Source organism: Pseudochelatococcus sp. (assembly GCF_050946405.1).
In the GTDB taxonomy this organism is placed as follows: Bacteria; Pseudomonadota; Alphaproteobacteria; order Rhizobiales; family Beijerinckiaceae; genus Pseudochelatococcus.
This window is the reverse complement of the sequence record NZ_JBMNUS010000009.1, coordinates 159623-180342: the sequence shown is the minus strand read 5'-3', so window position 1 is coordinate 180342 and position 20720 is coordinate 159623. Positions and strand designations below refer to the sequence as shown.

General features: G+C 66.1%; 18 protein-coding genes and 2 pseudogenes. 8 read left to right on the top strand and 12 right to left on the bottom strand.

Features of this window, described 5'->3' with window-relative positions; translation table 11 throughout:
- Positions 1–46 precede the first annotated feature (46 nt).
- From ACOYJQ_RS14535 to ACOYJQ_RS14490, 10 genes are all read right to left on the bottom strand, one after another.
- Positions 47–991, bottom strand: a complete 945-nt coding sequence (locus tag ACOYJQ_RS14535) for a dihydrodipicolinate synthase family protein (protein ID WP_433459352.1) — start codon at positions 989–991, stop codon at positions 47–49.
- Positions 992–1006: 15 nt separating this feature from the next.
- Complete coding sequence (locus ACOYJQ_RS14530; RefSeq protein WP_433459351.1) at positions 1007–2746, bottom strand: IlvD/Edd family dehydratase; 1740 nt, start codon at positions 2744–2746, stop codon at positions 1007–1009.
- Between the two features lie 14 nt (positions 2747–2760).
- Positions 2761–3486 carry a FadR/GntR family transcriptional regulator gene (locus tag ACOYJQ_RS14525; RefSeq protein ID WP_433459349.1) on the bottom strand — a complete coding sequence of 242 codons (726 nt, stop codon included), beginning with the start codon at positions 3484–3486 and terminating at the stop codon, positions 2761–2763.
- On the bottom strand, positions 3483–4466 hold the full coding sequence (gene yjfF / locus ACOYJQ_RS14520) for a galactofuranose ABC transporter, permease protein YjfF (protein ID WP_433459347.1): 984 nt from the start codon (positions 4464–4466) through the stop codon (positions 3483–3485). Before yjfF ends, ACOYJQ_RS14525 begins: the two co-directional genes overlap by 4 nt.
- The gene (locus ACOYJQ_RS14515; protein ID WP_433459377.1) at positions 4463–5446 is read right to left on the bottom strand and encodes an ABC transporter permease; all 984 of its coding nucleotides are present in this window, start codon (positions 5444–5446) and stop codon (positions 4463–4465) included. Before ACOYJQ_RS14515 ends, yjfF begins: the two co-directional genes overlap by 4 nt.
- Before the next feature lie 44 nt (positions 5447–5490).
- The gene (locus tag ACOYJQ_RS14510; protein ID WP_433459346.1) at positions 5491–7014 is read right to left on the bottom strand and encodes a sugar ABC transporter ATP-binding protein; all 1524 of its coding nucleotides are present in this window, start codon (positions 7012–7014) and stop codon (positions 5491–5493) included.
- A gap of 84 nt (positions 7015–7098) precedes the next feature.
- Positions 7099–8064 carry a galactofuranose ABC transporter, galactofuranose-binding protein YtfQ gene (gene ytfQ, locus ACOYJQ_RS14505; protein WP_433459345.1) on the bottom strand — a complete coding sequence of 322 codons (966 nt, stop codon included), beginning with the start codon at positions 8062–8064 and terminating at the stop codon, positions 7099–7101.
- A gap of 172 nt (positions 8065–8236) precedes the next feature.
- Positions 8237–11338, bottom strand: a complete 3102-nt coding sequence (locus ACOYJQ_RS14500; RefSeq protein WP_433459343.1) for an efflux RND transporter permease subunit — start codon at positions 11336–11338, stop codon at positions 8237–8239.
- Positions 11338–12411 (bottom strand): efflux RND transporter periplasmic adaptor subunit, encoded by a 1074-nt coding sequence (locus tag ACOYJQ_RS14495; RefSeq protein ID WP_433459342.1) that lies wholly within the window; start codon positions 12409–12411, stop codon positions 11338–11340. Before ACOYJQ_RS14495 ends, ACOYJQ_RS14500 begins: the two co-directional genes overlap by 1 nt.
- Positions 12398–13021 (bottom strand): TetR/AcrR family transcriptional regulator, encoded by a 624-nt coding sequence (locus ACOYJQ_RS14490; protein ID WP_433459340.1) that lies wholly within the window; start codon positions 13019–13021, stop codon positions 12398–12400. Before ACOYJQ_RS14490 ends, ACOYJQ_RS14495 begins: the two co-directional genes overlap by 14 nt.
- A gap of 250 nt (positions 13022–13271) precedes the next feature.
- Here ACOYJQ_RS14490 and ACOYJQ_RS14485 point away from each other — a divergent pair, with 250 nt between their 5' ends.
- The 4 genes from ACOYJQ_RS14485 to ACOYJQ_RS14470 all read left to right on the top strand — a co-directional run bounded on the left by ACOYJQ_RS14485 (position 13272) and on the right by ACOYJQ_RS14470 (position 15577).
- Entirely contained in the window at positions 13272–13754 is a 483-nt protein-coding gene (locus tag ACOYJQ_RS14485) for a hypothetical protein (RefSeq protein ID WP_433459339.1), read from the top strand.
- A 23-nt stretch (positions 13755–13777) separates the two neighbouring features.
- A complete protein-coding gene (locus ACOYJQ_RS14480) occupies positions 13778–14179 on the top strand; it encodes a RidA family protein (protein ID WP_433459337.1) in 402 nt (133 codons plus the stop codon).
- Positions 14180–14245: 66 nt separating this feature from the next.
- Positions 14246–14644, top strand: coding sequence for a RidA family protein (locus ACOYJQ_RS14475; RefSeq protein ID WP_433459335.1), 399 nt, complete (start codon positions 14246–14248; stop codon positions 14642–14644).
- A gap of 48 nt (positions 14645–14692) precedes the next feature.
- A complete protein-coding gene (locus ACOYJQ_RS14470) occupies positions 14693–15577 on the top strand; it encodes an alpha/beta fold hydrolase (protein ID WP_433459334.1) in 885 nt (294 codons plus the stop codon).
- Positions 15578–15735: 158 nt separating this feature from the next.
- Here ACOYJQ_RS14470 and ACOYJQ_RS14465 read toward each other — a convergent pair.
- Positions 15736–16059, bottom strand: a pseudogene (locus ACOYJQ_RS14465) (type 1 glutamine amidotransferase domain-containing protein); the annotation flags it as partial.
- On the opposite strand from ACOYJQ_RS14465, the pseudogene ACOYJQ_RS14460 reads away from it, so the two are divergent.
- A pseudogene (locus tag ACOYJQ_RS14460) lies at positions 16045–16566 on the top strand (LysR substrate-binding domain-containing protein); the annotation flags it as partial. The pseudogenes ACOYJQ_RS14465 and ACOYJQ_RS14460 overlap by 15 nt on opposite strands.
- Positions 16567–16729: 163 nt before the next feature.
- Here ACOYJQ_RS14460 and ACOYJQ_RS14455 read toward each other — a convergent pair.
- The gene (locus ACOYJQ_RS14455; RefSeq protein ID WP_433459332.1) at positions 16730–17491 is read right to left on the bottom strand and encodes an SDR family NAD(P)-dependent oxidoreductase; all 762 of its coding nucleotides are present in this window, start codon (positions 17489–17491) and stop codon (positions 16730–16732) included.
- A gap of 158 nt (positions 17492–17649) precedes the next feature.
- Here ACOYJQ_RS14455 and ACOYJQ_RS14450 point away from each other — a divergent pair, with 158 nt between their 5' ends.
- The 3 genes from ACOYJQ_RS14450 (at position 17650) to ampC (ending at position 20708) form a co-directional block, all read left to right on the top strand.
- Positions 17650–18258 carry a TetR/AcrR family transcriptional regulator gene (locus ACOYJQ_RS14450; protein WP_433459331.1) on the top strand — a complete coding sequence of 203 codons (609 nt, stop codon included), beginning with the start codon at positions 17650–17652 and terminating at the stop codon, positions 18256–18258.
- 19 nt (positions 18259–18277) lie between these two features.
- Entirely contained in the window at positions 18278–19276 is a 999-nt protein-coding gene (locus ACOYJQ_RS14445) for a homoserine dehydrogenase (RefSeq protein ID WP_433459329.1), read from the top strand.
- Positions 19277–19571: 295 nt separating this feature from the next.
- Entirely contained in the window at positions 19572–20708 is a 1137-nt protein-coding gene (ampC, locus tag ACOYJQ_RS14440) for a class C beta-lactamase (RefSeq protein WP_433459327.1), read from the top strand.
- The last annotated feature ends 12 nt before the right edge of the window (positions 20709–20720 follow it).

Sequence of the window (20720 nt, the reverse complement as noted above, 5' to 3'; positions counted from 1 at the left end):
CTGCGATCTCTCGCGATCCTGCAAGAATGGCACCTGTCATCATGATTCAACGTCCCCATTTCAGCACGAGCGGATCGAGCCGCCGGGCGATCTCGACGAGGCCCGCGCGGGTGGCCGGATGCATCGGCGGTTGCGGGGCGCGCACGGTGTCGTGTGCGATCACCCCGCCCTCCTTCATCAGCGCCTTGCAGGCGGCGAGGCCGCACTGGCGGTTTTCGTAATTGATGAGCGGCAGCCAGCGCTGATAGGCATCGGCGGCGGCTTCCCTGTCGCCGGCGAACCAGGCGTCGGTAATCTGGCGGATGCCGTCGGGATAGCCGCCGCCGGTCATGGCGCCCGTGGCGCCAGCGTCGAGATCGGCCATGAGGGTGATGGCTTCCTCACCGTCCCACGGCCCCTCGATCGCCTCGCCCCCCAGTTCGATGAGCGCCCGCAGCTTGGCGGCTGATTGCGGCACCTCGATCTTGAAATACGACAGGTTTTCGATCTCGTTCGCCATGCGCGCGAGGAAGGGCACCGAAAGCGGCGTGCCGGCGACCGGCGCGTCCTGCACCATGATCGGGATGGAGATGGCGTCGGAGACGCCGCGATAGAAATCGTAGATCGCCGTTTCCGGCACGCGGAAGGTCGCCCCGTGATAGGGCGGCATGATCATCACCATCGCCGCGCCCATGGCCTCGGCCCGGCGCGAGCGTTCCGCGCAGACGGCGGTGGCGAAATGGGTCGTCGTGGCGATGACGGGCACGCGCCCGTCGACATGCGCCAGCACGGCATCCGTAACCCGGTCGCGCTCCTCGTCGGTGAGCACGAACTGCTCGGAATAATTGGCCAGGATGCACAGGCCATGCGAGCCGGCATCGATCATGAAGTCGACGGCACGCTTCTGGCCGGCGAGATCGAGCCGGCCGTCGGCATCGAACACCGTCGGCACGACGGGAAAGACACCCTTGTAGCGGGGAGCGGCGGGAGAGGTCGTCGCGGAGTTCGGCATCGTATCACCTCGCAATCAATGGTTGTCGCGCGGCACCGGCGAACCGGAGCGGCCGACGAGAAAGTCGAAATCCGCGCCGCGATCGGCCTGAAGCACGTGATCGACATAGAGCTTCGTGTAGCCGCGGTCGGTGTGCGGCGCGGGCGGCGTCCAGGCGGCGCGCCGGGCGGCGAGTTCCTCGTCGCTCACATGCAGGTGCAGTGAGCGGGCCGGCACGTCCAGGGTGATGAGATCGCCGTTCTTCACCAGCGCCAGCGGGCCGCCGGCAGTCGCTTCCGGCGCGACATGGAGAACGACGGTGCCGTAGGCGGTGCCGGACATGCGGGCGTCCGAAATGCGGATCATGTCGCGCACGCCCGCGCGCAGGAGCTTGGCCGGCAGCGGCATGTTGCCGACCTCGGCCATGCCGGGATAGCCCTTCGGCCCGCAGTTCTTCAGCACCATGATGCAGGAGGCGTCGATATCGAGCGCCTCGTCGTTCACCGCGTGGTGCATCTCCTCCACGCTCTCGAACACGACGGCGCGCCCGGTGTGGCGCATCAGCTCCGGCGAGGCGGCGGACGGCTTGATCACCGCGCCATCGGGCGCGAGATTGCCGGTGAGAATGGCGATGCCGGCCTCCGGCTTGAACGGCGCTTCGAACGGCGTGATCACCTCGGCATTCCAGCAGGGCGCGTCCTTGACGTTCTGCCACATCGTCCGCCCGTTCACCGTCAGCGCATCGCGATGCAGAAGGCCCTGCTCGCCCAGCGTCTTCAGCACGGCCGGCAGACCGCCCGCGTAATAAAAATCCTCCATCAGGAAGCGGCCCGACGGCATCAGGTTGACGAGGCAGTGCACGTCATGGCCGAGCCGGTCGAAATCCGCGAGCGTCAGTTCCACGCCGACCCGCCCCGCGATCGCGAGCAGATGCACCACGGCGTTGGTCGAGCCGCCGATGGCGGCAAGCGTCCGGATCGCGTTCTCGAAAGCCTCGCGGACGAGGATGTCGGAGGGCTTCAGATCCTCGCGCACCATGTCCACGATGCGCCGCCCCGCCATGCGCGCGAGCAGGTTGCGGCGCGCATCCGCGGCGGGAATCGCCGCGTTCTGCGGCAGGCCGAGGCCGAGCGCCTCCACCATCGACGCCATGGTCGAGGCCGTGCCCATGGTCATGCAACTGCCGGCGGAGCGGTTCATGCCGGCCTCCGCCTCATGGAACTCATCGAGCGCGATCTCGCCGGCGCGCAGTTGCTCGCTCATCGAGATGATGTTGGTGCCGGAACCGATGATCTCGCCGCGATAGACGCCGCGCAACTGCGGGCCGCCGGAAACGCCGATGGCGGGCAGGTCGGCGGAAGCCGCGCCCATGAGCAGCGCCGGCGTGGTCTTGTCGCAGCCCATCAGCAGCACCACGCCGTCGAGCGGATGGGCGCGGATCGCCTCTTCCACGTCCATGGAGGCGAGATTGCGGAAGAGCATGGCGGTCGGCCGCATCGTGACTTCGCCCAGCGACGACACCGGGAACTCCAGCGGATAGCCGCCCGCCTCCAGCACGCCGAGGCGCACATGCTCCGCGATGGTGCGGAAATGGATGTTGCAGGGCGTCAGCTCCGACCAGGTGTTGCAGATGCCGATGACCGGCTTGTTCTCGAACTGATCCTGCGGCGTGCCGCTGTTCTTGAGAAAGGAGCGGTAGTAGAAGCCCATCTTGTCCTGCCGGCCGAACCACGCCTGGCTGCGCAACGGCTTCTTTCCCGGTTTTTCGTCACTCATGTCCGTCGTTCCGTTCAGCTTGCCGCGCCGTGGCGGCGCAGACCGTTGAAGATCACGTTCGTCATCGCCGCCGCCGCCGCTTCGGGGTCGCCCTCGGCGATCGTGTCGACAATGCGTTCGTGAGCGGCGACGGTGATGTCGTAGTCGCGGGCGCTGACCGGCGCGCTGAGCACGAAAGAAGCGCGCAGCGCCGCCTCGATCACCGCCCCGATGGAGCGCATGAACGGATTGCCCGAGGCATTGGCGACCGCGAGATGCAGGCTGAGGTCCGCTTCGGCGAAACCGTCCGAGGGGCCTCCCGCCTCGCCGTGCATGCGCGCGACGGCCGCCCGCATCACCGCGATGTCATCTTCGCCGCGGCGTTCGGCGGCGAGCGCCGCGGCACGCGGCTCGACCGCGAGACGGATGTCGGCGAGGTCGCGCAGGAAGCGCTTGTCGATGCCGGCGTCGAGATGCCAGGCGAGCACGTCGGAGTCGAACATGTTCCAGGCCGCGCGCTCCCGCACCACCGTGCCGACGCGCGACCGGGTGGTCAGCAGGCCCTTGGCGACCAGCGTCTTGACACTCTCGCGCAGCACCGGGCGGGATACGCCGAACAGCTCCGTCAGTTCGGCGTCGCCCGGCAGTTTGGCGCCGTCCGGGTAGCGGCCGGAAATGATGTCGATGCCGATGGTGCGCGCCACCTCCTCGTGGTTGGAATGAGCGCGCCGGGCCGGAATGACGATGATCGGCGATGTCATGGTTGCATGGCTCCTGCGGGACGCGGACGCGAACGGCGCGCCAGGTGGAGAGTGGCCTGCTGGAAGCCGATGAAGGCGAACAGGAGCAGGCCGGTGGCGATCTTGGCCCACCAGCTCGACAGCGACCCGTCGAAGCTGATGTAGGTCTGGATCAACCCCTGTATCAGAACGCCCACGAAAGTGCCGAAGACGAAGCCGTGGCCGCCTGACAACAGCGTCCCGCCGATCACCACGGCCGCGATGGCGTCGAGTTCCACGCCCACCGCCGACAGCGAATAGCCGCTCGACGTGTAGAGCGTGAACGCGATGCCGGAGAGGCCGGCCAGCCCGCTCGACAGCATGTAGATGAGGATGGTGGCGCGCCGCGTGTTCACGCCCATCAGCGCGGTGGAGGCGCGGTTGCCGCCGAGCGCGTAGACGGTGGCGCCGAAGCGGGTGAAGTGCAGCAGCACGATGCCCCCCGCCACCACCGCCAGCATGATCATCGCCGGAACCGTCAGCCGCGCGCCTGCCGCGAGCCGGATGGCGTGGCCGGCGAGATCGGCGAAGAACGGCGCGTTGATCGGGATCGATTCCGTCGACAGCAGGAAGCTCGTGCCGCGCGCCAGAAACATGCCGGCGAGCGTGACGATGAAAGGCGGCAGCGCGAAATACTCGATCGCCGCGCCCATCGCCGCGCCGAACAGCGCACAGACGACGAGAACCGCGACAAAAGCCGCAAGCGGCGGCACGCCGTAATGCTCGATCGCAATGGCGAGAAACACCGTGGTGAAGCCGATCACCGCGCCGACCGACAGGTCTATGCCGCCCGAGATGATGACGAAGGTCATGCCGACCGCGACGATGCCCAGAAAGGCGTTGTCCGTGAGCAGGTTCATCACCACCCGCAGCGACGCGAAGTTCGGGAACTGGAGCGAGCAGAGCAGGAAGCCGAGCAGGAAAACGATCGTGGTGGCGAGAACGGGCATCAGACGGCTCATGAGCGCCTCCTGCTGAAGAGAGTGCCAAGGCCCGCAAGGCGCGGCGACTGCGCCAGCAGCACGACGAGCACGACCAGCGCCTTGACGACGAGGTTCGTTTCGGGCGGAAATCCCGACAAAAGGATGCCGGTGTTCATCGCCTGGATGATGAGCGCGCCGACCACCGCCAGCACGAGGCTGAAGCGCCCGCCGAAGAGCGAGGTGCCGCCGATCACCACGGCGAGGATGGCGTCGAGTTCAAGCCACAGCCCGGCGTTGTTGGCGTCGGCGCCGAGGATATCCGCCGCCGCGATGATGCCCGCCAGCGCCGCGCACAGCCCGCACCACACATAGACCGCGATGGTGATGAGCCGGGTGCCGACGCCCGCGAGCGCGCTCGCCCGCGTATTGCCGCCGGTCGCCTCGATGAGCAGCCCGAGCGCGGTGCCGCGCATGACGAAAAGCGTCAGCGCCAGCATGGCGAAGGTGATGGCGACCGGCGTCGGCAGGCCGAGCACCGATCCGCCGCCGATCCAGGCGAGATCGGGGGACGTGAAGGTGACGATGCGCCCTTCCGTGATCAACTGGGCGATGCCGCGACCCGCCACCATCAGGATGAGGGTCGCGACGATCGGCTGGATGCCGAGCACGGCGACGAGAAAACCGTTCCACAACCCGCACACGAGCCCCGCGCCCAGCGCCGCCGCCAGCACGACGGGCAGCGCATGGCTGTCGGCGAGGCTCGCGGCGATGGCGCCCGCGATCGCCATGACCGCGCCGACCGAAAGATCGATGCCGCGCATGGCGATGACCGGCACCATGCCCAGCGACAGCAACGCCACCGGCGCGCCGCGGTTGAGCACGTCGATGAGGCTGCCGAACAACCGCCCGTCCTGAAAGCGTATGTCGAAGAACTGCGGCGACACCAGCCAGTTCACCATGAGAATGGCGACGAGAGCCACGACCTGCGAGACCCCCGTGCGGGGAAGGCGAAGCGGTATGAAACGAGAAGGAATGGAACGAACCGGCATGACGCGCCCCTCCATCATGCCGCTCGCGGCGTATCGGCGGCGATTTCCGCCAGGATGCCGGGAACGCTGATCGCCTCGCCCCTGAGCCTCGCGACATGCACGCGGTCACGCAGCACGATCACCTCGTCGGCGTAGGTGACGATCTCCTCAAGCTCCGACGAGACCACCAGCAGCGCCATGCCCTCCGCGCACAGGGAGCGGATGAGCGCGATGATCTCGGCGTGGGCGCCGACATCGATGCCGCGCGTCGGTTCGTCGAGGATCAGCAGGCGCGGCCCGGTCGCGAGCCAGCGCGCGAGCAGCGCCTTCTGCTGGTTGCCGCCGGAGAGCAGGCCGATGGGCCGCTCGGGATCGGCCGGGCGGATATCGAGCAGGCGGATGAAACGGCGGGCGATTTCGTCCTGCTCGCGGCGCGAGAGCGGGTTGAGGACGCCGCGGCGCGCCTGAAGCGCCAGCACGATGTTCTCGCGCACGCTCAGCTCCGGGACGATGCCCTCCGTCTTGCGCTCCTCCGGGCAATAACCGAAACCGAGGCGCAGCGCATCGCGCGGACCGGCGAGCACCACCCGCCGCCCGTCGACAATTGCAGCGCCGCAGTCTGCGCGCTCCGCGCCGAAAACGAGACGCGTCGTCTCCGTGCGGCCGGAACCGAGAAGGCCGGCAAGGCCGACCACATGGCCCGGCCGCAACTTGAGATCGAAGGGTGTCATGTAGCCGGCCTTGCCAAAGCCCTCGAAAGCGGCAAGCGCGGGCTCCCCCTCGCCCGCCGCCGGTCGCGGCGCGCGCGCGGCGGTGGCGTGGCCGAGTTCGCGCCCGAGCATCAGCTTCACGAGTTCGAGGCGCGGCAGGTCCGCGGTGGCAGCGGTGCCGGCGAGCCGGCCGTTGCGCAGCACGGTGATGCGATCGCAGATCGCATAGACCTGATCGAGAAAATGGGTGACGAAAACGATGCCGATGCCGCGCGCCGCCAACTGGCGCATGACGGCGAACAGCGTCTCGACCTCGTTGGCGTCGAGACTGGCCGTCGGTTCGTCGAGGATCAGCACGCGGGCAGACAGATCGACCGCGCGGGCGATGGCGACGATGTGCTGGATCGCGACCGAATAGCTCTCCAGCGGGGCCGCGACGTCGATATCGAGGCCGAAACCGGCGAGCAGCGCGCGGGAGCGGCGACGCATCTCGCCCTCGCGCACCAGCCCGAAACGGGTCGGCTGGCGGCCGAGGAAAAGATTCTGCGCCACCGACAGGTTCGGCGCCAGATTGACCTCCTGATAGACCGTGGCGATGCCGGCCGCCGTCGCCTCACCCACCGAGCGGGGCGCGATCTCAATTCCATCGAGACGCAACACGCCGGCGTCACGCGCCACGACGCCCGTCAGCGTCTTGATCAGGGTCGATTTTCCCGCCCCGTTCTCGCCGAGCAAGGCGTGGATCTCCCCCTTTCCCAGCGTCAGGTCGACGTTATCGAGGGCAACGAAGCCGGCAAAGGATTTGCGGAAACCACGCAGTTCCAGCAGAGGTGTGTCGTCGGATGACATGATACCGCTCGCGGAAATAAAGGATCGGTCGGACGCGCGCAGCGAACGGGCGCCGGCCCGGCCGGCACCCGCGAGGCGCACGGCTCAGTAGCCGAGATCCTTCTTGCTGTCGTAGACGCCCTGCGGATCGTCGGCGGCGGTGTAGAGCTTCGACTCCGTCCGGATCCACTTCGGCGGCACGGTGCCGCTCGCCTTGTACGCGATAACCGCATCGAACGCCGGGCCGGCCATGTTCGGCGTCAGCTCGACCGTGGCGTTGGCCTCGCCCGCCGCGATGGCCTTGAAGATATCGGGAACGGCGTCGATGGAAACGGTGAGAATCTCGGCGCCGGGCTTCAGACCCGCTTCCTTGAGCGCCTGAATCGCGCCGACCATCATGTCGTCGTTATGGGCGTAGACCGCGCAGATATTCTTGCCGCCGCCCTCGGCCTTGATGAAGCTTTCCATCACTTCCTTGCCCTTGGCGCGGGTGAAGTCGCCGGTCTGGGTGCGGACGATCCTGATGTCGGCATGCCCGGCGATGCCTTCCTCGAAGCCCTTCTTGCGGTTGGTGGCCACGCTGGCGCCGACCGTTCCCTGCAATTCGACGACGTTGCAGGGCTTGTCGCCCACCGTCTCCGCCAGCCACTCGCCGGCCACCCGGCCCTCGTGCACGCTGTCGGAGGTCACGGCGGTGAGATAGAGATCCTTGCCGGAAGGGTCGATATCCCGGTCGAGCAGCACCACCGGAATCTCGGCCTCCTTCGCCTCCTTCAGCACCGTATCCCATCCGGTGGCGACGACGGGCGCGAGGAAGATGGCGTCCACACCCTGGGCGATGAAGGAACGGATAGCCTTGATCTGGTTTTCCTGCTTCTGCTGGGCGTCTGCGATCTTGAGGTTGATGTTGCGCTGCTTCGCTTCGGCTTTCGAAACGTTGGTTTCGGCCGCGCGCCAGCCCGATTCCGAACCGATCTGCGAGAAACCGATAGTGAGGTCGGCGGCATGCGCGCCGGTGGCCAGAACCGCGCCCGAAAGCGCGCCGGCCAGCAACAAGGCCCTGAAAGACATTGGCGTTTCTCCCGATTTTCACCGCCGCGCCGCTTTCGGGCGCTTACGGTGGAATCGTTATAGCATGCGTCTCCTGAGCTGAATAGTCATATTATTTTACTTTTGCGTCGACACTCCGGCCAAGGGGCGATGCCCCCGGCCAAGAAAATCGACGCCCGATAAATAAAGCGCATCAGGACGTTGCAAGCGTGTCGACCGGCTCTTCCATCATCTTGCCGCGCTGCTCGTGGAGAAGGAGCCAGAGCAGGAGGCACGGCAGCAGGAGAAGCGTGGCGATGGTCGCGACAAACAAGCCGCCGATGATGGCGAAGGCCATCGGCCCCCAGAAGATCTGGAAGGCGATCGGCACCATGCCGAGCATGGCGGCAAGCGCCGTCAGGACGATGGGCCTTGCGCGATGGGTGGAAGCGTGGATGACCGCCTTCCACGGATCCTCCCCGCGACGGACGTTCTCGTCGACCTCCTGAATCAGGATCACGGCGTTGCGGATGATCATGCCGGCCAATGCGATGACGCCGAGCTGCGCCACGAAGCCCATCGGCGTGCCCGTCGGCAGCATCGCGGTGACGACACCGATGAGACCGAACGGCGCCATCAGGATGGCGAGCCCCGTGCGAGCGAAGCTCTGGAGCTGGACCATCAGCAGCGCGAAGATGACGAACGCCATGGCGGGCAGAACGGCGAGGATCGAGTTCGTGCCCTTGGCGGCTTCCTCGACCACGCCGGAGATCTCGATCGAATAGCCGATCGGGAGTTGCGCGCGGACGGGATCGAGCGCACGATCGATATCGAGAGCGACCGTCGCCGGCTGGATGCCATTCCCGACATCCGCCTGGACGATGACCATCGCGTTGCCCGAGCGGCGCCAGATCACGGGTTCGTCCATTCCGTGGGCCACCGTCGCGATCTGACGCAGCGGGATGCTGGCGCCGGACGCAGCGCGGAAATGCAGGTCCTCGATGGCGCGGACGGACGAGCGATCGTCGATCCCGCCGCGGATGACGACGTCGATCATCCGGTTGCCGTCCCTGATGGATGTCACGGACGCGCCGGCGATCGTCGCCGCGATCTCGGTGGCGACCGATTGCGAGCTGATGCCCAGCGCGCGCGCCTCGATCTGGTTCAACTCGACACGGACCCTGCGCTGCGGTTCGCCCGCCGTAAGGTTGATGTCGGCCGTGCGGCTGTCTGCGGCGACGATGCCCGCCACGTCAGCGCTCAAGCGCTTCACGACCGCGTAGTCCGGCCCGAGGACGCGGAAACGGACCGGCCATCCGACCGGCGGTCCCACCTCCAGCGGCGACACACGGGTGACGATATCGGCGTGTTGCTCCGCGAAGAAAGCCGCAAGACGCCCCTGCACCTCGTCGCGCTCGCGCACGCCGCGCGTGACGATCACGGTTTGCGACACATTGTCGTTGTCGAGCAGAACGTCCATCGGCAGATAGAAGCGGACCGAGCCCGCGCCGACATAGGTCGTGAAATGCTGCACGCCGGGGTCGTTCTCCAGCAGGGCCTCGAGCTGGCGCGCCCGGCTTTCCGTGGCCTCGCGGGAGGCGTTCTGCGGCAGGTTCAGGCTGACCAGAAGTTCGGGACGGTCGGATGCGGGAAAGAACTGCTCCTCCAGTTTCGTCGCGCCGAAGACGGCCGCCGCGAACGCCGCGACAAACAGCGCCAGCGTGGCGATCCGCCCGCGCATCGCCGCCTCCAGCACGCGGCGATAGACGCGCAGAACCGGCCCCTCGCCATGCCCGGCATGCTTCATCCTGTCCGGCAGGAGCCACATCCCGAGGAGCGGCGCGAACAGGACGGCGACGATCCAGGAGGCGGAGAGCGAGATCAGCACGACCATGAACAGCGAGTAGGTATACTCCCCGGCGCTGGACGCCGCGAAGCCGACGGGAATGAAGCCGGCGATCATGACGAGCGTGCCCGTCAGCATGGGGAAGGCCGTGGTCTCGTAGGCGTGGCCCGCCGCGAGATCCTTGGCGCGCCCGATCTCCAACTGGCCGACCATGCTCTCGACCGTGATCATGGCGTCGTCGACGAGCAGCCCGAGCGCGATGATCAGCGCTCCGAGCGAAATCCGTTGCAGGCCGATGCCCGCCATCTCCATGCCGACGAAGGTCATGGCCAGCACCAGCGGGATCGCCGCCGTGATGACGAGGCCCGCCCTCATGCCCAGCGACAGGAAGGAGACGGCGAGCACGATCGCGATGGCTTCGAGCAGAACCTTCACGAAGCCGCCGATGGCGTCGCGCACCACGGTGGACTGATCGGCGACCTGCACGACCGCGATGCCGGGCGGCAGGCCGGCCTCGATCTGCGCCATCCTCTCCCGGAGTTTCGCGCCGAATTCGATCAGGTTGCCGCCTTCCCTCATCGAGATGGCAAGGGCGATCACCGTCTCGCCGTTGACGCGCACGCCGGGAGCGGGCGTGTCGACCAGTCCGCGCCGGACGTCGGCAATGTCGACGAGCCTGACGAACCGGCCGTCGATCCGCAACACGAGTTCGCGCAGGCTCTCTTCCGACGCCAGCGCGCCGCTGACCTGGAAAATGATCCTGTCCTCGTCCGTCTTGAGTTCACCGGCCGGTGCGACGGCGTTCTGGGCCCTGATGGCCGCGATCACCGCCGCCTCGTCGAGGCCGAAGGCCGCAAGCCGCGCGGCCGAGAACGCGATGACGATTTCCTCCTCCTGCACGCCGAGGAGATTGACCTTGCCGATGTCGGGCACGGAGAGAAGCTGGTTGCGGATGTCGTCGACGCGGTCTCGCAGGTCGCGATGCGTGAAACCGTCGGCGGTGAAAGCGAAAATGCTGCCGAACGTGTCGCCGAACTCGTCGTCCAGCCAAGGGCCTTGTATGCCCTGCGGCAGCACCGGCGAAAGATCGCCGACCTTCTTGCGAACCTGATACCAGACCTCAGCGATCTCGCCCGGCGGGGCATCGTCCTTGAGATTGACGAAGATCACGGATTTTCCGGGACGGGTATAGCTCTGCGTGTAGTCGAGATAGGCCGTCTCGGCCAGCTTCTTCTCCAGCGGCTCGGTCAGGAGAAGCACCGTGTCGGCCGTGGTCGCCCCCGGCCAGTTGGCCGCGACCACCATGGTCTTGATCGTGAAGGGCGGGTCCTCGTTGCGGGACAGCCGCATGTAGCTCAACGCGCCGGCAAGCAGGGTCGCCAGCATCAGGAAGACGACGAAGGACCGGTGGCGCAAGGTCCACGCGGAGAGGTTGAAACGACGGCGGGTGGTCTGCGTGTCGCCGGACATCAGCGCGCCCCTTCACGAATGCGAACCTGCTCGCCGTCACGCAATTTCGCGACACCCGTCACGGCGACGCGCTCTCCCGCCTCCAGCCCGGCCGACACATACAGAAAGCGCTCGTCGAAGCGCGACACCTGAACGGGGCGGCGATGCAACGTGCCGGTTTGACCGTCGACGACGAAAACCGCCGACCCGCTTTCGGAAGTCGTCAGGGCCGGGGCGGGCAGCTTGAAGAGCGCGTCCCTGCCCAACACGAGAGTGCCGATGACAGGCGCCCCGAACGGCATCGGCGCTCCATTCCCGTCCACCGTGACCTTGACGCGATAACTGCGGGTCGACCGGTCCGCCTGAGGCGCGACTTCATCGATCCTTCCCGTGGCGACGACGCCGGGATCCGTGACGAGTCGCAGTGTGATCGTCGCGTCTTCGGGCGTCGTCCTGTAGAGGACCTCGGGCACGTCGAACACCGCATGCCGCCGATTCTCCGTCACCAGACGAAGAACGACCTGCCCCGCCGCGACGACTTCGCCCCGATTGGCCTCGACGGCCGAGATCGTTCCCTCGTGGGGGGCGCGAAGCTCCGTGTAGGACAGCGCGTCCTCCGCCCGCTCGACCGCGACGGTCGCGACATCGACGCGCGCGTGCGTCGATGCCAGATTGGCGTCCGCATCCTCCACGACGGCGCGCGCGGCCGCATTGCGCTCGAACAGAACGCGCTGGCGTTCGGACGAGAGCGCCGCAAGGGACAGGGCCGCATTCGCCGCCGCCAGTTCCGCCCGCGCGGCGCGCAGGTCGTTTTCCGCCGGCCGCTTGTCCAGAACCGCCAGCACGTCTCCCTCGCGCACGGTTTCCCCGAGGCGAAGCCTCGTCGCGAGCATCCCGTTCAGACGGAAGCTCAGCGCCGTGTCGTGGTAGGGCCGGATCTCGCCGACCTGGCTGAACGACTGCTCGACGGTTTCCGCGCGCGCCTCGACGACCTGGACGACGCGGAGAGCTTTGGGCTCCGCCTCCTCCTCCGGGGAACAGCCGACGACAAGCGCGGCCGCGAGCGCGACCGCACCGAGTTTAAGGATATCCATGGTGTCGCTCCTCGCGTGAAAGCCCTCTCAGAATGGTATCGACCGTTCGCTCGATGAACGCTCTCGGCTCGCCGAGATCCATTTCCGGTGAAACGATGGCAAGCGTGACCGCACCATGCAGGCCCGCCCACAGAACATCGGTCGTGGGCTTCGGCTCGCCGGCGGCGAGCGCCCGCGCCTCCATGGCGGCCGTCATGCGCCGGACGAACTCCGCATAGACGGCGGCAACCGTCTCGACCTTCACGCCGGCATTCTCGGTCGCCTTGTTGTCCTCCAGAAACATCAGCCGGAACCGGATGGGATCGGACAGCGCGAAATCCGCGTAGGAGAGCGCGTAATCCCGCAATGCCGTCAGCGGGTCGGTAGACACGCAGCCCGCCATCAACTGCTCATAGAGATCGTTCATGCCGATGCTGAAATGCGCGAGGATCAGATCCTGCCGGCTCGGGAAATACCGGTAAAGCGCGCCGCCCGTCATGCCCACCTTCGACGCCAGGTATCGCATGGACAACGCGCCGATCCCCTCCTCGGCAACGATCAAGGCCGCCTCGTGAAGAATGCGGCGGCGCACCTCCTCGGTCTGCTCGGGCGTCATGGCTGGTCGCGGCATCGTCCATCCTCGCGTTCATCGGCCTCGTGTTTATTTGACACTGTTTATTAAACGTGTTTACGTAATTGCGCAAGCCAGTTTTCGACGCTCGCGATGCAAACCCGCTTGAAGAGGGCACGCTTGAAGAGGGCACGCTTGGAGAGGGCACGCTTGGAGAATGGGACCCGTATCCGATACGCCTGCACCCGCGATGCAGGAGGAAGATCGCCGCCTGGGGTTCGAAGCGAGGAGATTCGCGCTCGAAACGCTGGTGAAGATCTATCTCGAACAATCCAATGGCTCGCGCGCGCTCGTCGTGTCTCATACAAGGGTGATGCTGACGCTATCGATCGCCGCCATGGCCGGTTTCGTCACGGTCTTCGCGGCGATGCTCCGCGGCAGTCCGCAAGCGGCCGGATGGATGCAGCCCGTCCCCGCCGGGCTTGCGTTATCCGGTCTGGGCCTTCTTCTGGCATCGGCGCTATGGGCCGCGAAGGCTCTTTCTCTCGCGGCGAAAGTCGCGACCGATCTTCTCCGGGATCCGTTTCCGACAGCCAGAAGGGAACTGGAGGAACTGTTCGACGCCAGAAACGAAGACATCGTTCTCGATAATCTCGTGGCGACGGTGCAGCTTCACATCGCGGACACGATGCCGAGCGGTAACTTCAGCGCCTACGCGACAATCTCGCTGGTCGCCGGCACGACACTGGCAGCGGCTTCGCTCGTGCTTCCGTTCGTGATGACCGGACGCTGAACTCCGACATGGGGAGACACACAATGGAAAAGCCCGAATTCATCGTCACGCCCGGCTTCGGCGAAAAATTTCGCGAAAGCCTGCACTTCTCGAACGCCGTCAAGATCGGGAACCGGGTCGAGACGTCCGGTCAGGGCGGCTGGAACGATGATCTGGAAATCCCCGAGGCCATCGATGAAGAGATTGCCGCCGCTTTCCGCAATATCGGATTGATTCTGGCGGCAGCTGGCGCAACGTGGGACCATGTCGTGCACGTGAACACGTATCATGTCGGCGGCTTCCCGCCGATCGTCAACGAGACGATCGTCAGGCTGTACCGCCAATACATGCCGAACCACGCGCCGATCTGGACGCAGGTAGGGGTCGAGGCTTTGGGCCTGCCGACGATGCGTTTCGAGATCCGCGTCACCGCGATCATTCATTGATCGTGTAACTTCGCTGCCGCGATCAACACTTTCATTGACGAGCACAAATTCCGAGAGGACCCGACCATGACGCAACGCACTCCCGTCTTTCCCGCCGATCGGCAGGCGCTTTACGAGATCAACGGCTATTCGGCGGCCATCCGCTCCGGCGATCTGCTGTTTGTTTCAGGCCAGGTCGGCAGCCGTCCCGACGGTTCCGCCGAGCCGGATCTCGAAGCCCAGATCCGGTTGGCGTTCGCCAATCTGAAGGCAGTCCTCGCCGCCGGCGGTTGCACCGTCGACGATATCGTGGACGTGACGAGCTTCCACACGGACCCGGAAAAACAATTGGAGACCGTCATGCGGGTGAAGAGCGAAGTCTTCCCCGAAGCTCCCTATCCCAACTGGACGGCCGTGGGCGTCACCTGGCTCTCGGGCTTCGATTTCGAGATCAAGGTGATCGCGCGCATTCCCGGCCACGTCTAGCGGCCACCGGAGCACGATCCTTGCCACATCTTCGGAGGAACACCCGAAATGCAATCCAACATCAAGCCAACACGGTATAAATTCCGGCAAGTCGGTGAAGTGGACGTTTTCTACCGCGAGGCGGGGCCGGCCGACGCGCCGGTCATCCTGCTGCTGCACGGCTTTCCCACCGCCAGCCACATGTTTCGCGACCTGATCCCGCTTCTCGCGGATCGTTACCGGGTGATCGCGCCCGATCTGCCCGGTTTCGGTCAGACCAGGGCGCCGCCGCGCGGGACGTTCGACTACAGTTTCGACCGCCTTGCCGATGTCATCGAAGGTTTCACCGAAGCCCTGTCGCTCGATCGCTACGCGCTTTACATCTTCGACTATGGCGCGCCGGTCGGTCTGCGTCTGGCGATGCGTCATCCCGAACGGGTCTCGGCGATCATCAGCCAGAACGGCAACGCCTATGTCGAGGGCTTCAGCGACGAATGGGGAGCGTGGGAAGCCTACTGGCGCGAGCCGAGCGAGGCGAACCGGGAGGCCTGCCGTCCGTCGCTGTCATCCGACACCATCAGGAACTGGCAGTACGGCACCGGGGCCGAGCCGGAACTTCTCTCGCCGGATGGATACGAACTCGACATCGCCTACATGGCGCGGCCCGGCGCGGAGGAGATCCAGCTCGACCTGATCCGCGACTACCGCAACAACGTGGCGCTCTACCCGGACTTCCAGTCGTACTTCCGCAACCATCGCCCGCCGTTCCTGGCCGCCTGGGGACGCCACGATCCCGCGTTCATTCCGCCGGGCGCGGAAGCTTACAAGCGCGACCTTCCCGACGCCGAAATCCATCTGCTCGACACCGGGCATTTCGCCCTGGAGACCCACGCCGGCGAGATCGCGGCCTTGATCCGAAACTTCCTCGGCCGCGCGCTGCCCGGCCGCACCTGAAGCGCTTTCAAGCAGGGCGGATGCCCCCTTAGCTTGAATAAAACGCTTGAAAGCAAAATCTTATAGCGTTTTGGCATTTCAACGAAGAAGCTTCAGGGTGCCCGTCTGTCCACGATCCGCCGGCGCAAGCCGCCGGCGGATCGTAATGTTTCAATCGCTCAGGCGCCCCTGATCTTCGTCTGCGTCAGAGCAGCGACAAGCGCCTCCGCCGCCTCGCCCGACGACGCCGGGTTCTGGCCGGTGATGAGCCCGCCGTCAACGACGACGTGCACACCCCAATCCTTGACCTTGGAGAAGACCGCGCCGAGGCTGATGAACTCGTCCTCCAGCAGGAAGGGCACGACATCCGCGAGACCGACGGCCGCTTCCTCGCTGTTGGTGAAGCCGGTGACGTAGCGGCCTTTGACGAACGGGGTGCCGTCGGGATTGGTCACGCGATGCAGGACGCCCGGTGCATGGCAAACAAGGGCGATCGACTTGCCGAGACCGGCGTCATTTCCGGCACCACCGCCATGGTGTTTGGCCGCATCATCGATCCGCCTGACAGCCTGGTCGTCCAGCATCTTCTGGACGACGGACTCGCCTGCGTGGTGCGGAGCGGCCATCCCGACATTCGAGACGGTATTTCCCGAGAGCAATACGAGGGGCTCAAGCATGTGAACGTGCTCCCGCCGGGCCGGCTGCGCGCGGGCGTCTTCCAGGCGCTGGAGCGGCAAAATCTCAAGCGGGAGGTCGCCGTTTCCGTCACGCACTTCCTCGCCGTGCCGGAGATGCTTGCCGTCACGGATTACTGCGCGACGCTGCCGCGCCTCGTCTGCCGGATACTCGAACACGATCCGCGCCTGAAGGTGCTGCCTGCGCCCGTCGACCTCGGCAGGTTTCCGGTGCAGATGGCGTGGCACGTTCGCTATCGCCACGACCCGGCTCACAGATGGCTGCGTTCGACGATCGGCGAACTGGCGCGGGAAATGACCTCGGAACTAATCTGAGGCGGCATTCCCGTCGTCGGCCCGACGACGAGCCGAACGGCCATCCGGGCCTTCAAGGCGCTCCCGATGGCCGGTCGCCTCGACTGCGAGAATGATCCGGTTGCGTTCGGACAGGCCGATGCAGATTACGCAACGGCATCGACGGGAGCTTGATCTTCCTTGCTCAAATCGCCACACCGCCGGCAACGCTCAGGGCCTCGCCGGTGATGTAGCCCGCAGACGGGCCGGCAAGGAAGCAGACGGTTTCCGCCACTTCTTCCAGCGTCGCGATGCGGCGGATCGGATGCAGATCCAGAATGGCGTCACGATCCGGAAGTTCGCCGGCAACCTCCGCCGCCATGTCGGTCGGCATGATGCCCGGCTGCACGACATTCACCGTGATGTTGCGGGGGCCGAGATCGCGAGCAATGCCCTTCGCGTATCCGACGAGCGCCGTCTTCGTGCCGGCATAGTCGGCGACCCCCTGAAAAGGCACGTTGGTGCCCAGGCGAGAGCCGATGAAGATGATCCGGCCACCGTCCGTCAGCCTGCGCGCCGCCGCGCGCGTATTGGCGATCGTGCCCAGTACATTGACTTGCCACTGGCGATTGTACTTCGCCTCGTCAAGGTTCGGATCGTCTACAAGATGCCCCTGGATGGCGATGCCGGCATTGTTCACGAGGATGTCGAGCTTGCCGAATTCGGCGATTACCGAGTCGATGAGAGGCCCGGCGGAAGCAAGGTCGGCCTGATCGCTTTTGATGGCGATCGCGCGGACGCCCCTGCTCCCGAGCTTCTCCACGACAGCCTCCGCCTTTTCGGCCGAGGCTGCGTAGCTGATCGCAATATCCGCTCCGCGATCGGCAAACGCCTCCGCGATAGCGGCGCCAAGGCCGCGCGAGCCGCCGGTGACGAGTGCGACCTTGCCCTTGAATACGTTCGACATGAGAACCCTTTCATTGCGCGATCAGGGCACGGCCCGATCATGGCGAGCGCCTGCGCTCCATTTCATAACGGTCATTACGTAACGATTGGTATGAAAAGTGGACATGGGCTGTCAAGTGGTTTATTAACGGACATTATGAAAAAGACCGGGTTGACCTGATGGGACGCCATCGCGAATTCGATGTGGAAAAAGCGCTCGACGCGGCGCTATGCGTCTTCTGGCGCAAGGGCTACGAGGGCGCCTCCTACACCGACCTGACCGAGGCCACCGGTGTCGAGAGGCCCGCCCTCTATTCCGCATTCGGCAACAAGGAAGCGCTCTTCCGCCGCGCTCTGGCCCGCTACGGCGAGCGGTATCTGGACTACATCCCGGAAGCGCTTCGGCGCCCGACGGCGCGGGAGGTTGCCGCGGGCTTCCTGTACGGTGCGGCCGACCTCGGCACGCGCTATCCCGACCATACCGGGTGTCTCGGCATCCACGGGGCTCTGGCGGGATCGGACGAAGCGGAGCCTGTGCGACGGGCCCTGATCGACGCTCGCGCGGCCGGCGAGGCGCAGCTTCGGGAACGCTTCGAGCGGGCCAGGGCCGAGGGCGACTTGCCGGAGACGGCCCGGCCCGATGTCCTTGCGGCATTCCTGATGGCCGTCGTTCACGGCATGGCGGTGCGGGCCAAAGCCGGTTTTGGCCGCGACACGCTGGAGGCCATCGCCGAACAGGCGCTCTCCACGTGGCCGACGGGCCGTTCCACCGCGCCGCTCGCCGAATAGGAGCGAAAGGATCGCGCCCATGCGGGTTCTCAGGGTTGCCATCGCGGGCTTCGGAGGCGTGGGACGCGCCACGGCAAGCCTGCTCTTGTCGCGGCGTGAGCGCTATCGCCGCCTCCATGGGACGGATGTTCGCCTGGTCGCAGTCTGCGGCTCCAGCGCCGGCCTGTTCGATGCCGAGGGCCTCGAGGCCGACCGACTGGACCTGCTGGAAGCCGGCCTGTCGGGAGCGGATTTCATAAACGCGAGCGGCGCCGACATTCTGATCGAGGCAGGCCCCAGCGACTTTCGCACGGGCGCTCCCGGCCTCGCCTATATCCGCTCGGCCCTGTCCAGCGGGCGCGACGCGATCGTGATCTCGAAGGGCGCGCTGGTCCACAGCGGACGCGAGTTGCGCGCCCTTGCGGAAAACGCCGACGCGTTTTTGAAGATCAGCGGCGCGGCCGCGGCGGCCCTGCCGACGATCGACCTTCTCGATCACAGCCTGCTCGGCTGCACCGTACTCAAGCTGGAAGGCATCCTCAACGCCACCACCAACTACCTGCTCGACGCCATGACGGTGCGCGGGATCGGGTTCGAGGAAGCGCTGCGGGAGGCGCAGGCGGGCGGGTTCGCCGAAGCCGACCCGCGCAACGACACGGAAGGCTGGGATACCGCCTGCAAGCTTCTGATCCTCGCCGATTTCGGCCTCGGCGCCGATCTCACGATGGATGACGTCGCCGTCGAGGGTATCCGGTCGGTCACGGAGAAGCGTATCGAGGCGTGGCGGGCGGAAGGCGTCGTCGCCAGGCTGGTCGGCAGTCTCACCCGCACGGACGGCGGCTTCCATGCAAGCGTCGGCATCAGGACCTATCCGCTCGCCGACCCGTTCGCGCATGTGCGAGGAAAGAACAAGGCGATCCGCATCACCACCGATGCGATGGGCGAGACGGTCGCGATCGCAGCCGGCGCCGAGCCGCTCGCGACCGCGGCCGCCGCACTGAAAGACCTCGAACATATTCTGGCAGCCCGCCGAGGCTGACGTCATTCGACGTTACCGACTTTCAGCCCCGTCCAATGCGCGGCGAAGGCCCACATGTCCGCGATCTCCGCGATGGCCTTGTCGGTCGGCTTGCCCGAGCCGTGCCCGGATAGGTCGTTCCGGGCCGGATGTTGCGCAGCGGCGAGTAGGACAAAAGGTTCCGAAAATCGGCCTCGACATCGGGACGGCCGGATTCCTGCGTCCACAGCCGCAAATCGGTCACGTTCAGGCCGAAAGAGTGATTTAATAAACGCGTTTATCAAATGGGACCCACATGCAATCTTTCCTGAGAACCATGACCTTGACGGCCGCGATGACCCTGGCTGCCTTGCCGGCGCGCTCTGCCGACACGGTGCGCTCGACCGTGGACGCGGTGGTGAAACCGCTGATGGCCGGGCACGGCCTGCCCGGCGTGTCGGTCGCGATCCTTCACGGCGGCGAGCGCCATGTCTTCCACTACGGCGTCGCATCCCGAAAGACCGGTGCGCCGGTGGACGATGAGACCTTGTTCGAGATCGGGTCCCTGTCCAAGCCCTTCACCGGGACGCTTCTGGCGCGCCTCGAAGCGGAAGGGGCGGTCGATCTTTCGGCTTCCGCGCAGTCCCTGCTGCCTGAACTCGCCGGGAGCCCGATCGGCGGCGCGAGCCTTCTCCAGCTTCACACCTATGTCGCCGGCGGGCTGCCGCTCCAGTTCCCGGATGGCGTGGACAAGACGAACTTCGCCGAATTCTATCGGCGCTTCGAGCCGACCGGCGAAATCGGTGCGGCTCGCCTCTATTCGAACCCCTCGATCGGGCTGTCCGGCTATCTCGCCGCGGCGAGCGCAGGACAGCCCTTCGCCACGCTTCTGGCCGACAAGGTCTTCGCGCCCCTCAAGCTCGCGGACACGTTTCTCAAGGTTCCCGAAGACCGCATGGCCGACTACGCGCAGGGGTACACGCGCGACGACGCGCCCGTGCGCGTCAATCCGGGTCTCTTCGATCAGGAAGCCTACGGCGTGAAGACCACGGCAAGCGATCTGCTTCGTTTCGTCGAGGCGTCGGAGAATCCGGAAGGGCTGACGGAAGACCTCAAGGCGGCCCTCGTCGCGGCGCGCACCGGGATCTACCGGGTCGACCGCATGCATCAGGGGCTGGGCTGGGAACTCTACGGCGCGCCGGCGCGGCGCGGAGATCTCCTTCAGGGCGCCGATCCGGCATTCGTCCTGAAATCGAATGCGGTGGAGCGGCCGGGCGCGCCGGTCACGGGCGCGGCGGTCGGCACCGTCTCGAAGACCGGCTCCACGGGAGGCTTCGGGGCTTACGCCCTGTTCCAGCCCGCGCGCGGCACGGCCATCGTGATCCTCGCCAACCGCTTCTGGTCGAACCCGGCGCGCATCGAGGCGGCACACGCGATCCTTAGCCGGATCGATCCGGGCTTCGTCGCCGAGTAGACGCACAGGCCA

Excerpts from the sequence above, each read along its gene's own strand:
- ytfQ (WP_433459345.1), bottom strand. The coding sequence starts at position 8,064 with ATGTCTTTCAGGGCCTTGTTGCTGGCCGGCGCGCTTTCGGGCGCGGTT.
- ACOYJQ_RS14450 (WP_433459331.1), top strand. The coding sequence starts at position 17,650 with ATGGGACGCCATCGCGAATTCGATGTGGAAAAAGCGCTCGACGCGGCG.
- ACOYJQ_RS14480 (WP_433459337.1), top strand. The coding sequence starts at position 13,778 with ATGGAAAAGCCCGAATTCATCGTCACGCCCGGCTTCGGCGAAAAATTT.
- ACOYJQ_RS14495 (WP_433459342.1), bottom strand. The coding sequence starts at position 12,411 with ATGGATATCCTTAAACTCGGTGCGGTCGCGCTCGCGGCCGCGCTTGTC.
- ACOYJQ_RS14470 (WP_433459334.1), top strand. The coding sequence starts at position 14,693 with ATGCAATCCAACATCAAGCCAACACGGTATAAATTCCGGCAAGTCGGT.
- ampC (WP_433459327.1), top strand. The coding sequence starts at position 19,572 with ATGACCTTGACGGCCGCGATGACCCTGGCTGCCTTGCCGGCGCGCTCT.
- ACOYJQ_RS14445 (WP_433459329.1), top strand. The coding sequence starts at position 18,278 with ATGCGGGTTCTCAGGGTTGCCATCGCGGGCTTCGGAGGCGTGGGACGC.
- ACOYJQ_RS14535 (WP_433459352.1), bottom strand. The coding sequence starts at position 991 with ATGCCGAACTCCGCGACGACCTCTCCCGCCGCTCCCCGCTACAAGGGT.
- ACOYJQ_RS14455 (WP_433459332.1), bottom strand. The coding sequence starts at position 17,491 with ATGTCGAACGTATTCAAGGGCAAGGTCGCACTCGTCACCGGCGGCTCG.
- ACOYJQ_RS14530 (WP_433459351.1), bottom strand. The coding sequence starts at position 2,746 with ATGAGTGACGAAAAACCGGGAAAGAAGCCGTTGCGCAGCCAGGCGTGG.
- yjfF (WP_433459347.1), bottom strand. The coding sequence starts at position 4,466 with ATGAGCCGTCTGATGCCCGTTCTCGCCACCACGATCGTTTTCCTGCTC.
- ACOYJQ_RS14490 (WP_433459340.1), bottom strand. The coding sequence starts at position 13,021 with ATGCCGCGACCAGCCATGACGCCCGAGCAGACCGAGGAGGTGCGCCGC.
- ACOYJQ_RS14525 (WP_433459349.1), bottom strand. The coding sequence starts at position 3,486 with ATGACATCGCCGATCATCGTCATTCCGGCCCGGCGCGCTCATTCCAAC.
- ACOYJQ_RS14475 (WP_433459335.1), top strand. The coding sequence starts at position 14,246 with ATGACGCAACGCACTCCCGTCTTTCCCGCCGATCGGCAGGCGCTTTAC.
- ACOYJQ_RS14500 (WP_433459343.1), bottom strand. The coding sequence starts at position 11,338 with ATGTCCGGCGACACGCAGACCACCCGCCGTCGTTTCAACCTCTCCGCG.
- ACOYJQ_RS14510 (WP_433459346.1), bottom strand. The coding sequence starts at position 7,014 with ATGTCATCCGACGACACACCTCTGCTGGAACTGCGTGGTTTCCGCAAA.